Genomic DNA, 13,477 nt, shown 5'->3' with positions numbered 1-13,477 from the left:
GGTGCTCGCCGAGGTGGACTCGTGGCACCCGGGTGACCGGGTGGCGCTGCACCGCACCACCCAGGAGATCACGCTGCGCATCATCGTCGAGACGGTGCTGGGCGTGGACCACGAGCGCATCGATGAATACGCCGGCGTGGTGTCCGCACTGATGAACGCGAACACCGCATCGCTGCTGTTGGTGCCGGCCCTGCGCAGAAACTTCGCCGGCCTGGGCCCGTGGGCCCGGCTGGTGCGCCTGCGCGCGCAATTCCAGAGCATGCTCAGCGGCCAGCTGGACCATGGCCGCAGCTGTCCCGCCGACGACGCCGTGTTGGGCGACCTGCTGCGCGAAAACGACCACGCGCGAACGCATCTCGACGACGAAGACCTCCAGCAACAGCTGCGGACCATGGTGATCGCCGGGCACGACACCACGGCCGCCGCGCTGGCGTGGGCGCTGTACCACATTCACCGCGACCCAGCCATCCGCGGCCGACTCGTCGACGAGCTCGCCGCCGATCCCGCGCCGCACGAGATGCCTGACCTGCCCTATCTGTCCGCGGTCATCAAGGAGACGCTGCGGATGCACCCCGCGGTGCCGATCGTGTTGCGCAAGCTCATCGAGCCGCAATCCATCGGCCCGGCGCGGTATCGCGCCGGCGACATCGTCGGGATCGCGTTGCCCGCCATACATTTCAGCGCCGAACTGTGGGACGACCCCTACCGGTTCGATCCCGATCGGTTTCTCGGCGACAACCCGACCCCGTTCGAGTACCTGCCCTTCGGCGGCGGGCACCGGCGCTGCCTGGGGGCGGCCTTCGCCAGCCATGAGATGGCGGTCGCGGTCGGCACGATCATGCGCTCGGCGGAGCTGACGATGCCGGAGCGCGAGCGCCGCCGGAAGCCACCGCGTTCGGTCCCGCGCGGCATCGCCGTCGTCCCGCGGCGCGACGTCAAGCTGGTGGTCAGCCGAACTGCGTCTGCGGGCGGCGCAGTGCGACCCCGTCGACGGTGATGTCGACCTTCTCGTTGTAGAAGGCCACCAGACCGGCGATCTGGTGGACCGCCGGCAACGGATAGTGATACGTCCACGCCAGATCCGGATGCGCGGTATCGCCCAACCGCACCGACCAGTAGCCCGACGTCACGCCCTTGTACGGGCACAGCGTCTGCGTCGGGCTGGGTTCCAGATGCTCGAACGCGATGTCGGTCGGGTCAATGTAATACCTTGTGGGCAAGCCGGTTTCGAACAGCAGCACCGGGGATCCGGTGTCCGCGAGCACGGTTCCGTCCAGCTCGACGCGGACATGCCGGTGCGAGCGCAGCGCGTCGACCCGCGAATACGGATTGCGCGGATGGCCGTAGATCGGCTCGTCTTCCTCGAACCACCGCAACGGGTCCCACTCGAATCGCACGGTGCCGGCGACGGGGCCGTCGCCGTCGGCGTCGAACACCCGCGCCGCCGAGGGATAGGTCTGGCCGTCGGCGACCAGCGAGTGCAGCCGCGACGGGCCCAGCTGCACCTTCTGCGGGTGGTCCTCGTCGCGCAGGAACTCCGCCCGCACATCCGCCAGTGGCACGTAATAGGCGGGGTAGTAAGGGACTTCCCACACGTAGCGGGCCGCGGTGGTGTCGAAGACCAGGTGGTGGCCGAGATAGCCGCGGACTCGGCGCGGCGCGGGCTCGATGCGACCGCGGGCGGCGGCCATCTGCGGGTAGTCACGCGCCCCCAAATCGGCGGTCATGGCTGGTCCTTCGAGGCCAGCCCGGCCGGCGCATTGGCGATCGCTTTGTGGATGGCGTCGGCCAGCGCCAGCGCGCTCTCCTCGGTGAGTTCGAGCGCGACGCGCGCCGACGGGCCCAGCTCCGGGTTGATCACGTCGATGTTGACCGTGTGGCCGTAGGGCGCGTGGACCGGGTGGTCGACGTACACGGTGGCGCGGGTGGCGCCGAACCAGCCGCTCTTGCCCTTGCCGCTGCCGTCGATCCGCACGTGTTCGGTCAGGTATGTGCACATGTGTTGGAACGCCTAGCCTTTCAGGTGGGTGGCGAAGAATTCGTCGATGCGCCGCCAGCCGTCGACGGCCGCCTCCGGCCGGTACGCCGGCCGGTCGACGGAGAAGAACGAATGGCCCGCGCCCTCGTAGGAGTGGAACTCGTGGGGCTTGTCGAACTTGGTCAGCTCGGCGTCCAAGGTGGCCACGGCGGGCGGGGCCGGGAACCTGTCGTCGGCGCCGAACAGCCCCAGCAGTGGGCAGCTCAGCTTCGGCGCCAGGTGCAGGATCGGCTGCATGGCCTTGGGCATGCCCTCCGGTAGGTCCTCGACGATGAACGCGCCGTAGCAGTCCACCGCGGCATCGAACGGCAGCGAGCACGCCGCCAGGTACGCGTGCCGCCCACCCGAGCAGTGTCCGATGACGCCGAACTTTCCGTTGGCGCCCGGCAACGAACGCAGGTGCTCGACGGCGCCGGCGACGTCGCCGACCAGTCGCTCGTCGGGCACCCCGCCCGCGGCGCGCACCGTCGCGGCCGCGTCGTCAGGCGCGGCGCCCGGCGCCTCGCGCGAATACAGGTTGGGGGCGACGGCGTGATAGCCGCTGACCGCGAGCCGCCGCACGAACTCCTTGGTTTCCCGGTCGTAGCCGGGCATGTGGTGGATCCACACGATTCCGCCGCGCGACCCTTCGGCCAGTGGCGACGCTCGGTAGGCCTCGATCTCGTCGCCGCCGTGGCCGGTGATGGTGATGGTTTCCGCGCGGATGGCGTCCGGGCTGGGTGTGTTCATCGCAGCTCCTCCGAGGCTCCTGGTTTGGCCGCAATGGCCTCGCCGGAACCAACGTATCCGAACCGTGTCATGGACCGGAGCGGGCGCAGGTCGGGACGGTTTGGCGGTGCCGATCGCGTATCGAGCCAGCCCTCGAGACGCGACACAGGGGGCAAACAGCGTCGCCGCTGTGCGGCGGCGCAGCTGATCGCCGAACGGGGCGATCTTTTCCAACCAAATGACCACCGACGGCGCGAGCGTCCTCCCCAATTGCATTGCGCCAAAGGCGATCAGCAGCATCAGCATCCAACAAGATCCGAGGCAGTCGATGCCGCGGCGCCCTCCGGCGATTAGCGCCCCGAACGGCGGTGCGCACGGTTCTTACCCCACCCCAGGTGGGGTGGAGTACGATGGTCTCGTCCGACGTCGACAGCAGTTCTGGGGGCCAGCTATGGACGAAGATTTGACGGCCAAAAAACGCGCGGCGCTCAACCGGCTCAAGACGGCTCGGGGCCACCTCGACGGCATCATTCGGATGCTGGATTCCGACGCGTATTGCGTGGACGTGATGAAGCAGATCTCGGCCGTGCAGTCCTCGTTGGAGCGCGCGAACCGGGTGATGTTGCACAACCACCTGGAGACGTGTTTTTCATCGGCGGTGCTCGATGGCCGTGGCCAAGCGGCCATCGAAGAGTTGATCGATGCCGTCAAGTTCACTCCGGCACTGACCGGCCCGTGGGCCGTGCTGGGCGGCGAGGCGGTGGGCGAACCCACCGACAAAGAACCAGCGGCGGCCCGCCGGGGGTAACTACCCGCCAGCTTTTCTTGCGGGCGACTGGCTATCACACGCCCGGTAATACGGCAGCGAATCGAAAGGGAGCGTTCGAAGATGTTGGCGCCGCTCGGGCTTCCGTTTGATGTAACCGCGCAGGAGGCCTTGGGCGCCAGCCTGATTCAGGCCGAGACGGTATCGCGCTGACAAGGAGGTAATCACATGGCTAAATACACTCGGCGAGCGGCGCTCGCCGCGCTCGGTGCCGGCGCGGTCATGGGTATCGGGTACGCGTTTCGCGGCACCCTCGGTTTGCCCGCGGTGCGCATCCGCCTGACCGACGGCGGCATGATGGGTGCCACTGCGGGGGACATGAGCCTCTACATGGACATGTTCAACCGGCATGCGCAGATCACCCGCACGGTCGAGGAGATTTCCGGCGGCGTGCGCACCACGACCCAGTCGAACGCCCCGGACTTGGCCGCCCAACTGCATGCACACGTGTCCAGCATGTATTCCCACCTCGACCAGGGCAGTGAAGTGATGTGCATGAGCCAAAGCCTGCCGACGCTATTCCGCAACGCCGGCGGCTACCGGCGCCAGTTGACCTTCACCCCAACAGGCGTCGTCGCCGAGGAAACCTCCGACGATCCCGCGCTCACCGAAGCCATTCGCGCCCACGCCCGCGAAGTCACCGGGTTCGTGCGCGACGGAATGCCCGCAATAATGCGCGGCATGATGGGCGGTTCCGGCGGAATGATGGGGCCCGGCGGAATGATGGGGCCCGGCGGGCGACCGTAGGCGCGATCGCTCAGCCGACCTTGATGGGCACCGCCAGGTGCTCCGTCGTGGCGGGCAGCTTGGTGGTGTCGACCACCAGGATCTCGCCGCTGTCCTGCGTGCCGTTGGGCAGCATCTTGGGCTTGAGTTGAAACGGCGGGGCGGCCGCCGCCGCGGCCGCGAGCCCCTCGATCCCAAAGTCGCTGTCGTTGGCGATGATCAGCGTGTTGCCGTTGTCGCGGCCGATGAGCCCTTCGACATGGTCGTGTCCGAAGAAATCACCGCCCGGGGACAGCGAACGCAACAGGCCCGACAGGTCGAGCTTGAGCGCCTTGGTGGCGACCGCAATTCGCGCCGTCTTGAGTTTGTCGATGGCCGCGGAGTCGGTGCCGACGCCGACGAACGTCTCGATCGGGACGCCGTCGATCAGCAGGCCGCCCCCGTCGGCCCGATAGGCCGCTCCCGGCACCGTCGCGCGCGGTCCGACGTCGGTGGCCCCGGAGACGTCGGCCACGTAGATCTTCTTGTCGCCATTGGGCTGCGGCCGGTCGTCACGTTCGTCGATCAGGAACGTCGTCGCGCTGACGGCGCTGATTTCCGACACCGCGACCTTCGTGTGCTGCGGATCGGCCAGCGGATACAGGTATTCGTGCACATCGCCGCGGTTGGCGAGGCTGATGGTCACGATGCGGGTAATCGGAACGGATCTGGACGAGCCCGCCAAACCGGGCGTGACGAGGGCCGACTGCATGATGCCGACCAGGGTGCCGCCGTCGGGGGTGATGGTCAGCCCCTCCATCCCCTGATTCGGGCCGCGCAGCGACAGCTCCTCCGGCAGGGTGCCGTCGTAGGGCGAAAAGCGTTCCAGCTCTTTGCCGTTCGCGTCGAAATGGACGACGAACGGGCCGTACTCGTCGGAGACCCAGAACGTGCCGTCGGGCAGGGCGACCAAGCCCTCGGTGTCCAGGCCGTGATCCGAGGGCGGCAGCCGGTTGCCGTTGAGGTCCACCAGCGACTCGCCGGTGGACGCCCGCGGGTCGATGAGCCCCACCAGCGGCGCGCCGTCCTTCCCGGTAAGCGTGATGATCTGCTCCAGCGACGCCACGCCGTCGCGGAGTTTCAGCTTGGCGATCTGCGGGTGGAAAGTCGGTATGGGAAGCACCTTTTCGCCGGCGGTGCGCCCGTCGACGTTGGGGCCACGATCGGACAGGCCGTAGATCTCGTCGGCGCTGCCGGGCACCGGCGCGATCGCGGAGCCGTGCGCGTTGGCTTGCACGGCGACCTCGCCGACGATCAGCAGCGGTGTCTCGTCCTCGGCGTAGAGCCGGACGGCGTGGCTGACGGTGACCGGAAGCTGATCGGTGCCGGTGAAGCCGGCGTCCGGCGTGTAGATCATCGCCCCATACGCGCCGTAGGCGATGGTGCCGTGCGCGGGCTTGCCGAAGGCCACCGGTGTGACGCCGTTGGTGGCGGTCAACAGCTGCCCCGGGGAGATGGTCAGGACCGTGTCCGCGCGGGTGGTCAGCTCCTTGAGCGGCGGCACCGACAGCGGGGGCGGCGGATCCGACGCGCACGCCGCCGCCGCGAACAACACCGTCGCCGCCGCCAGCCACGCACGCGAGGTCGTCAGGCGAGTCGATGCCATGAACCCGATTTTGGCGCGTCTAGCGCCGCTTATCGCGCACTTTGTAGGTAGAAGGCCACGACTTTCGCGATTCGTCCCCGGTCAGCGGGGTCCCCATCCCGCCGACCTTGACGTTGTAGGCCTCCTTGCCGGGGCCGACTTCGCGGTTGGCGTGTTCCTGGGCCAGGTAGTACAGCTCGTCGATGGTGGCCTCGTCGTAGGCGACGAACGACGTCTCCCGGGCGACGTCGTCGATCCCCGCCAGCATCCGGTCGGCCAGGACCCGCGAGGCCAGCGCGGCCAGGCCGAACAGGGCAAACGGGATGATCCAGTAGCCCACGTAGGACAACGGCGCCGTGTCCTGCAGGCCGGCGTTGCGGTCGACGACCGGCGGGATCGCCGACGACACCGTCATGGCGGCGAGTGCGGCGATCCAGACCCAGGTCAGCACCCGGACCAGCCGGGTGAACAGCTCCGTCTTGACGGCGTCGTCGGGCTGTTCGGCTGCGGCGAAATCCCGCACGAACGGCCGCCCGGCCAGCGCGCCGACGAGCGCGACCGCGAGCAGCCCGGCGTTGCTCAGCGGCAGTATCCAGCGCTGGTCCAGCGTGTCACCGAGCGCGAAGGTCAGGATTGTCAGCACCAGAAACGTTGCGACAGTGCCGATTTGGAAGGGTTTGCCACCGGGGGCGCCGAACGCGAACGCGACGACCGCGATCGCCAGCGCGACCAATGCGGCGGCGGCGAACGGGACGTTACCGACCAGCACCCAATAGACGATCCACGGCGCAAAACCAGACAGCATGCCCACGAGGTGTCAGTTTATGAGTGACGATTTCGGGTGCCGCCGGCGGCAAGGCCGCGCAGGGCGGGGCGCCGCTACGTCCGGCACAGGATTTCGCCGTGCGGGATGGACAGCCAGCCGTCCGGGGCCGCCGCCCACGCCCGCCACGCCGCCGCAATCTCCTCGAGTTGGGCGGGCGTCGCCAGCCCCAGGCGCAACAGCTCGCGGGCCACACCGGAGTTAAGGATCCGGTCCGCCCACATCCCGCCCCACCAGTCGCGGGTCGCGGGCGTCGCGTAGCACCAGACGCTGCCCGTGGGTGTGATGTCGTCGAAGCCGGCCGCCAACGCCCACGACAGCAGGCGGCGGCCCGCATCCGGTTCGCCGCGGTTGGCGCGGGCCGCCCGTCGATAGCGATCCCGCCAAAGATCGAGCGCGGGAAGCTCTGGGAACCAGGCGAACCCCGCGTAGTCGGTGTCGCGTGCCGCGACGAGTCCGCCCGGCCGGCAGACCCGGCGCATCTCCCGCAGCGCCTGCACCGGATCGGCGACGTGCTGCAGCACCTGATGCGCGTGCACCACGTCGAACGCGTTGTCGGGGAAATCGAGCCGGTGCACGTCGGCGCGGGCGAACGTGACGTTGGGCAGGTTGCGCCGGACGATCTCGGCGCGGGCCACGTCGAGAACGTCAGCGAACAGGTCGACGGCAAGCACCGTTCCGGGCGCCACCAGCTCGGCCAGGTCGGCGGTGATCGTCCCGGGCCCGCAGCCGATGTCGAGCACCGACGAACCCGGCTTCAGGTGGGGCAGCAGATAGCCCGCGCAGTCCGCCGCGGTGCGCTCCTGCTGGCCACTCGGCACAGGACCCCGCTGCCCGTGGGGGTTGATAGCCGGACTTTCGTCGTCCATTGTGCGTCCCTTGCTCTGGCGCGTCTTCAGCATGAGAGCTTATGCGCGAGCGAGACTCGGCGGCGCCCTGGTTAATTAGGAGCATTGCGCGCTTTCGCTATTGTTCTCTTCGTATTTGTGCTGCTTCGGAACCCGCGCACTACTGGCGGCCTAACTAACGCCAAGGAAGAAAGGGAATCGAATGCCCTCACCTCGCTTGCTGGCCGCATTGGCCCTCCCCAGCATGGCGGCCGCTGCCCTGCTTGCGAGCGCTGCGACCGCGGGTGCCACCACCCCCCAAGACGACGCGTACCTCGCGCAGCTGCACGCCGTCGGCCTCTCCTGGCCGCCGCAGACGGAAGAGGCGCTGATCGGTGAGGCGCACCTGATCTGCTACGACCTCACTTGGGGCTGGACGCCCCAACAAATCGCCGACGACGTCCACGCCCACTTGAACGCGAGGGGCGTGACGCTGTTGGACGTCGGAACCATGGTCAACGCCGCACACTCGACCTATTGCCCGGGGAATGTGTGCGACGCCCCCACCCTTTGCACCGGGATTTGACCCGTCCCCGGCGTGTCGCACCCATCACGGGCGTTGTCGCCGCTGCAAGAGCAGCCGCCGGATTCCTCGGCAGCGAGCAGGTCAGGTCCGGTGCCGATGGTTTCCGAATCCGACAGGACGGTGTAGACCTCCCAGCTCTCCCCGGCGGGCCCGGTGACCCAGGCCTTGTCCTGCGTGGCGTAGCAACACGTGGTGCCGATTTGCTCTTTGGGCAGCATGCCGCTGCGCGCGAGGCGCGCGATTTCTTCGTGCACTTGGTCAGTCGTTTCCACTTCGACGCCGAGGTGATTGAGAGTGCCGCCGTGGCCGGGATTTTCCAGTAGCACCAGTTTCAGCGGGGGTTCGGCGATCGCGAAGTTGGCATAGCCGGGTCTGACCTTGGCCGGTTCGGTGTCGAACAGTTTGGCGTAGAACATGATTGCCTCGTCGAGGTCGTCGACGTTTAGGGCCAGCTGCACGCGAGACATGAGGGTTCCTTCCTTAGGTGCGGATTATGCAGTGGTGGCGTTGGGCAGGAGCTCGGCGATCAGGGATTCGACGCGCCCGGCGATGTCGTCGCGGATCGCCCTGACGGCGGCCAGGGGTTGGTCGGCGGGATCGGCAAGCTTCCAGTTGCGATAGGACACGCCGGGAAAATAGGGGCAGGCGTCGCCGCAGCCCATGGTGATCACGACATCACTGGTCTGTGCCGACTGGGCGGTCAGGACTTTGGGGGTGGCGGCGGCGATGTCGACGCCGAGTTCGGCCATCGCTGCGACGACGACCGGGTTGATCTGGTCGGCGGGTTCCGTTCCGGCGGAGCGAACTTCGATACGATCGCCGGCCGCGTGGCTCAGCAGGGCGGCGGCCATCTGCGAGCGTCCGGCGTTGTGGACGCAGACGAACAGCACGCTGGGTTTATCGGACATCGGCCCCCGCCTCTCCCTCCGGCTGAAACCGGAACAGCCGTGCGCGCAACGCCAGGGAAACGTAGACGAGCCCGACCAGCACGGGCACTTCGATAAGCGGTCCGACCACCCCGGCGAGGGCTTGCCCGGAAGCCGCGCCGTAGGTGGCAATCGCCACTGCGATGGCCAGTTCAAAATTGTTGCCGGCGGCGGTGAACGCCAAGGTGGCGGTGCGCGCGTAGCCCAGCCGCAACACGACGCCGAGGGCGTACCCGCCGGCCCACATGATGGCGAAGTAGGCCAGCAACGGCACGGCGATGCGGGCGACATCCCATGGCCGGGAGGCGATTTGGTGGCCCTGTAAGGCGAACAGGATGACGATGGTGAACAACAAGCCATAGAGCGCCCACGGACCGATGCGGGACAGGAAATCCGTCTCATACCAGTGGCGGCCCTTGGCCCGTTCACCCAGTCGTCGCGACAGGTATCCGGCCAGCAGCGGAATGCCGAGGAAGATGAGCACGGACTTCGCGATCTGCCACGGGGACACGGCGATGCCGGATTGCGGGAGGCCCAGCCAGCCCGGCAGCACCGACAGGTAGAACCAGCCCAGCGCGGCGAACATCGCAACCTGGAACAACGAGTTCAGCGCCACCAGCACTGCCGCGGCTTCTCGGTCCCCGCACGCCAGGTCGTTCCAGATGATGACCATGGCGATGCAGCGGGCCAACCCCACGATGATCAGCCCCGTGCGGTAGGCGGGCAGATCCGCGAGGAGCAGCCACGCCAGCGTGAACATCAGTGCCGGACCGATCAGCCAGTTGAGCGCCAGCGAGGACACCACCAGCTTGCGGTCCGTGGTGACCTCGTCGAGCCGGTCGTATCGGACTTTGGCCAGCACCGGGTACATCATCACGAGGAGGCCCATTGCGATCGGCAGTGAAATGCCTTGGACCGCAACGGCACTGAGCGCCGAGCCGAGGCCGGGAATGAGTCGGCCCAGCAACAGACCCGCGGCCATCGCAACACCGATCCACGCCGGCAGGAATCGGTCCAGCGTCGAAAGCCGGATCGCTACCGCCTCCGGGGCGGACACGGTCGTCGGGGTTGCGGTCACGGCCCACACCCGGGTTTAGCCGTCACGGCTTGGTCGTCAACATGCAGGGCCGAAGACAGCTGCCGTAACGCCGAGGGAATCACCCAGTAGTAGACCCAGGTGCCCCGCCGCTCGCAGTCCAACAGCCTGGCCGAGCGCAGCAGCTTGAGGTGATGGGAAATCGTCGGCTGGGAGACGTCGAAGGTCGCCGAGATCTCGCACACGCACGCCTCCCCGCCGGGGTGGCTGGCGATCAGGCTCAGCAGCCGCAGGCGCACCGGGTCGCCCAGCGCCTTGAACATCGACGCCAACTCCGCAGCCTGCGACTCGCCCAGGGCGGCCACGCTCAGCGAAGGGCAACATCCCGCCTCGGCCTGATTCGACATCCCTCTATATAAGCATTCATCGAATCAGGGGGCAAGCTACTTCGCTCCGGCGCCTACCGCTCACGGTCAAAAGAAAGCGCAGCATGCCAGGCGTGACAGGCGTCGAGCTATTCGGGCAGCTCCTGCGGCATGTCCGGGGAGAAAGGTGTTGAGGACCTCAAGTTCTGGGCCATTCACGGCACCGCGATGTCAGCGCGTCGGTGTCGTTGACGTCGATGGCCGTCCTGGTGCCCGTCGTCCCTCGGGCGGACGCGGCCTTCAGCGACATGCAGCCTTATGAGTGAGGCGTGCCCCCAGTCGGACTCGAACCGACACTGGGCGGATTTTAAGTCCGCTGCCTCTGCCAATTGGGCTATGGGGGCCCGGCGGCGAATCTAGCGCGCGGAGGCGCACAACGGGGCGTCGCGACCCACCAAAAATCGGCTGAATTAGCGAGATGCGCCACGGCCCCCATTTGGCCTAGGATGCGCGCGCCGCCCGCCAAATGGTGCCCTGCTGGCGCATCCCAGATGACGACACTATGTCGCCCGACAGGACCTTGTTAAAACTGCCTGCCTCGGCGTTAAGAAGCCGTAAACGCCCGTCACCCTAGCCTTTTCCGTCGGGAATGTGGAGTCGTGGCTGGCTAACCTTACGCCCACGCACAGGAGCCGTTACGTGAACACACAGGTCGACCCTCCGGCTGGGGGGTCGGCAAGTTCCCTTGACACTAGGAGCAGTAGATGTCGTTTCTGACAACAATTCCTGAAGAGTTGCTGGCCGCGGCGGCACAGCTAGCAGGGATCGGCACTTCGCTGACGGCCCAGAACGCGGGCGCCGCGGCACCGACCACCGCCATCGCTCCGGCCGCCGCCGACCCGGTCTCGGCCCTGCAAGCGGGAATCTTCTCCACGTACGGCACGTACTACCAGCAACTCGCGGCCGAGGCTCAGTCGATCCAAGAGCAGTTCGTGCAGACCCTCGGCCTCAGCTCCGGCACCTACACCGCCACCGAGGCCGCCAACGCGACCGCAGCGGCCACCCCCTACGACAGCATCGCCACCTTCGAGCAGAACCTCGCCACCTTCCTCGGCGGCCCGCTCTACAGCTCGGGCGGCAACCCGCTCAGCCTGTCGGGCAACTCCGCCAACTTCGTCAGCTTCGAGAGCGGCAACTGGGCCTCGGCCATGTCCACCTGCCTCGGCATGGCCGGCGGTGGTCTGCTGGATACGTCTGCCAGCAGCGCGGCCGGTGACGCAGCAGGTGCGGGTGCGGCAGCGGCCGGCGCGGCGGATGTGAACGCGGTGGCGCCGGCCGGAGGCCTCGGCGGCGCAGGCGCCATGAGCGCGATGCCGGTCGCAAGCGCCGGCCAGGCGACCATGGTCGGCAAATTGTCGGTGCCGCCAAGCTGGGCCGGTTCGTTTACCCCCGGCGCGGCGCCCGCGACCGCTGTCCAGACCGTGGGCTGGACCGGCGCAGCGCCGCAGGCCGGGACCGGGACCATCGTGCCGGGCATGCCCGGCATGGGTGCGGCCGCCCGCAACAGCGCCGGATTCGGTGCGCCGCGCTACGGCGTCAAGCCCATCGTGATGCCGAAGCCGACGGCCGTCTAGCAGCGCCACGCACACCCGCAAGCAAACAGACTTCCAACAAGAGAAACGGGATACAGAAAAATGGTTCTCGATTTTGCAGCTTTGCCCCCCGAGATCAACTCTGCTCTGATGTACGCCGGCGCCGGTTCCGGACCACTCATGGCCGCCGCGACGGCTTGGAGCAACCTGGCCGCCGAGCTGAGCACCACCGCGACCTCGTGGGATTCGATCATCGGGACGTTGACCGGCGAGCAGTGGACGGGCGCAGGATCGGCAGCGGCTGCGGCCGCGGCCCAGCCGTACATTTCCTGGCTGACCACGACTGCCGCGGCGGCCGAGCAGGCGGGCGCTCAGGCTTCGTCGGCGGCGGCCGCCTACGAGGCGGCCTTCGCGGGAACGGTGCCCCCGGCGGTGATCGCGGCGAACCGCGCGCAGCTGGCGGCGCTCGTCGCGACGAACTTCCTGGGCATCAACACGCCGGCGATCATGGCCACCGAGGCGCTGTACGCCGAGATGTGGGTCCAAGACGCGCTCACGATGTACACCTATTCGGCGGCGGCAGCGGCGTCCTCGGTCCTGCAGCCGCTGGCGCCGGCGTCACCGACCACCAGCCCCGGCGCGGCCGCCACCCAAGGTGCCGCAGTTTCCACAGCCTTAGCGTCCGCCCAAGGTGGCAGCGCGGCCCAAGGGTTGGGTGACCTGATTGCGAACTTTGGGACTGAGTCCTTCGGTACGGAAATATGGAACGCTTTCTCGACCGCCTTCCCTGGGCCGGCGGCGGTGCTGAATCAGGCGGACGGCCTATTCGGAACGCTGTTCAACTTCAACGGCATTCAGCAGTTCGGTGTGACCGCGGCCTGGTTCGTCGGCACCGCCATCCCGACCGCGGTGTCGTACGGGCACACGGTGGGCGCGATTCCGGGCGTGCCCTGGTCGACCGTCGACGCCGTGGCACCCGCCGCCGGGGCCGCCGCCGTGGCGGAAGGCACCCTGGCGAACAGCGTGGGCGCCGGGCTGGGTGAGGCCTCCGCGGTTGGTGGTCTGTCGGTTCCGGGCAGCTGGGCTTCCGCCGCCCCGGCGACGTTGGCTTCGTCGACCGCCCCGCTGGAGGGCTCCGGTTGGACCGCGGCCGCCGAGGCCGAGCCCGTCGCGGCAATGCCCGGCATGCCCGGAATGGCGGGCGCTGCCAAGGGCGCCGCTGCCTACGGCAGTGGCCCGCGGTACGGCTTCAAGCCGATCGTCATGCCCAAGCAGGTTGTCGTCTGACGCGAGAAATCTTTAATGCCGCGTAACAGCCAGTTACGACGGCCGACCAGTATCACAAGGCAAGAAATTCATCCAGAAGGAGAAAAGGCAACATGGCAACACGCTTTATGACT

At 67.9% G+C, this 13,477-nt stretch carries 14 protein-coding genes, 1 tRNA gene and 2 pseudogenes; 6 read left to right on the top strand and 11 right to left on the bottom strand.

Annotated features, from left to right (window positions below; genetic code table 11):
• Positions 1-997: cytochrome P450 (locus A9X00_RS29420; RefSeq protein WP_232006985.1), on the top strand; the 997-nt coding region annotated here is incomplete at its 5' end.
• Here A9X00_RS29420 and A9X00_RS29415 read toward each other — a convergent pair.
• The 4 genes and pseudogenes from A9X00_RS29415 to A9X00_RS32285 all read right to left on the bottom strand — a co-directional run.
• Positions 948-1,727: a DUF427 domain-containing protein gene (locus A9X00_RS29415; RefSeq protein WP_067162026.1), complete on the bottom strand. Its 780-nt coding sequence runs from the start codon at positions 1,725-1,727 to the stop codon at positions 948-950. The two genes, A9X00_RS29420 and A9X00_RS29415, sit on opposite strands and share 50 nt — an antisense overlap.
• Positions 1,724-1,999, bottom strand: coding sequence for a DUF6295 family protein (locus A9X00_RS29410; protein ID WP_067162023.1), 276 nt, complete (start codon positions 1,997-1,999; stop codon positions 1,724-1,726). The genes A9X00_RS29415 and A9X00_RS29410 overlap by 4 nt, the downstream gene beginning before the upstream one ends.
• Before the next feature lie 12 nt (positions 2,000-2,011).
• Entirely contained in the window at positions 2,012-2,767 is a 756-nt protein-coding gene (locus A9X00_RS29405) for a dienelactone hydrolase family protein (protein ID WP_067162020.1), read from the bottom strand.
• 210 nt (positions 2,768-2,977) lie between these two features.
• Positions 2,978-3,046 (bottom strand): annotated as a pseudogene (locus tag A9X00_RS32285) (hypothetical protein); the annotation flags it as partial.
• 151 nt (positions 3,047-3,197) lie between these two features.
• On the opposite strand from A9X00_RS32285, the gene csoR reads away from it, so the two are divergent.
• Entirely contained in the window at positions 3,198-3,554 is a 357-nt protein-coding gene (gene csoR, locus A9X00_RS29400) for a copper-sensing transcriptional repressor CsoR (RefSeq protein ID WP_067162017.1), read from the top strand.
• 186 nt (positions 3,555-3,740) lie between these two features.
• Positions 3,741-4,319, top strand: a complete 579-nt coding sequence (locus A9X00_RS29395) for a hypothetical protein (RefSeq protein ID WP_067162014.1) — start codon at positions 3,741-3,743, stop codon at positions 4,317-4,319.
• Positions 4,320-4,329: 10 nt separating this feature from the next.
• Here the strand turns inward: A9X00_RS29395 and A9X00_RS29390 are convergent, their stop codons facing one another.
• The 3 genes from A9X00_RS29390 to A9X00_RS29380 all read right to left on the bottom strand — a co-directional run bounded on the left by A9X00_RS29390 (position 4,330) and on the right by A9X00_RS29380 (position 7,614).
• Positions 4,330-5,943 (bottom strand): esterase-like activity of phytase family protein, encoded by a 1,614-nt coding sequence (locus tag A9X00_RS29390; RefSeq protein ID WP_082975604.1) that lies wholly within the window; start codon positions 5,941-5,943, stop codon positions 4,330-4,332.
• A gap of 19 nt (positions 5,944-5,962) precedes the next feature.
• Complete coding sequence (locus tag A9X00_RS29385) at positions 5,963-6,733, bottom strand: hypothetical protein (RefSeq protein WP_067162011.1); 771 nt, start codon at positions 6,731-6,733, stop codon at positions 5,963-5,965.
• Between the two features lie 68 nt (positions 6,734-6,801).
• Positions 6,802-7,614 carry a class I SAM-dependent methyltransferase gene (locus A9X00_RS29380; protein ID WP_067162034.1) on the bottom strand — a complete coding sequence of 271 codons (813 nt, stop codon included), beginning with the start codon at positions 7,612-7,614 and terminating at the stop codon, positions 6,802-6,804.
• A 223-nt stretch (positions 7,615-7,837) separates the two neighbouring features.
• Here A9X00_RS29380 and A9X00_RS29375 point away from each other — a divergent pair, with 223 nt between their 5' ends.
• The gene (locus A9X00_RS29375) at positions 7,838-8,158 is read left to right on the top strand and encodes a DUF732 domain-containing protein (RefSeq protein WP_082975606.1); all 321 of its coding nucleotides are present in this window, start codon (positions 7,838-7,840) and stop codon (positions 8,156-8,158) included.
• Here A9X00_RS29375 and A9X00_RS29370 read toward each other — a convergent pair.
• The 4 genes and pseudogenes from A9X00_RS29370 to A9X00_RS29350 form a co-directional block, all read right to left on the bottom strand.
• Positions 8,107-8,625 (bottom strand): ArsI/CadI family heavy metal resistance metalloenzyme, encoded by a 519-nt coding sequence (locus A9X00_RS29370; protein WP_082975603.1) that lies wholly within the window; start codon positions 8,623-8,625, stop codon positions 8,107-8,109. The two genes, A9X00_RS29375 and A9X00_RS29370, sit on opposite strands and share 52 nt — an antisense overlap.
• A gap of 24 nt (positions 8,626-8,649) precedes the next feature.
• Positions 8,650-10,162, bottom strand: a pseudogene (arsB, locus tag A9X00_RS29360) (ACR3 family arsenite efflux transporter).
• Positions 10,159-10,527 (bottom strand): helix-turn-helix transcriptional regulator, encoded by a 369-nt coding sequence (locus tag A9X00_RS29355; protein WP_067162003.1) that lies wholly within the window; start codon positions 10,525-10,527, stop codon positions 10,159-10,161. The pseudogene arsB and the gene A9X00_RS29355 overlap by 4 nt, the downstream one beginning before the upstream one ends.
• Before the next feature lie 288 nt (positions 10,528-10,815).
• Positions 10,816-10,889: transfer RNA gene (locus A9X00_RS29350), tRNA-Leu, on the bottom strand.
• A 360-nt stretch (positions 10,890-11,249) separates the two neighbouring features.
• Here A9X00_RS29350 and A9X00_RS29345 point away from each other — a divergent pair.
• Positions 11,250-12,119: a PE domain-containing protein gene (locus A9X00_RS29345; protein ID WP_067162000.1), complete on the top strand. Its 870-nt coding sequence runs from the start codon at positions 11,250-11,252 to the stop codon at positions 12,117-12,119.
• Positions 12,120-12,179: 60 nt separating this feature from the next.
• The gene (locus A9X00_RS29340) at positions 12,180-13,364 is read left to right on the top strand and encodes a PPE family protein (RefSeq protein ID WP_067161997.1); all 1,185 of its coding nucleotides are present in this window, start codon (positions 12,180-12,182) and stop codon (positions 13,362-13,364) included.
• The last annotated feature ends 113 nt before the right edge of the window (positions 13,365-13,477 follow it).

The organism is Mycobacterium sp. 1245805.9, assembly GCF_001672915.1.
In the GTDB taxonomy this organism is placed as follows: domain Bacteria; phylum Actinomycetota; class Actinomycetes; order Mycobacteriales; family Mycobacteriaceae; genus Mycobacterium.
The sequence above is the reverse complement of the archived record's forward strand: the minus strand, read 5'-3'. Positions and strand labels throughout refer to the sequence as shown.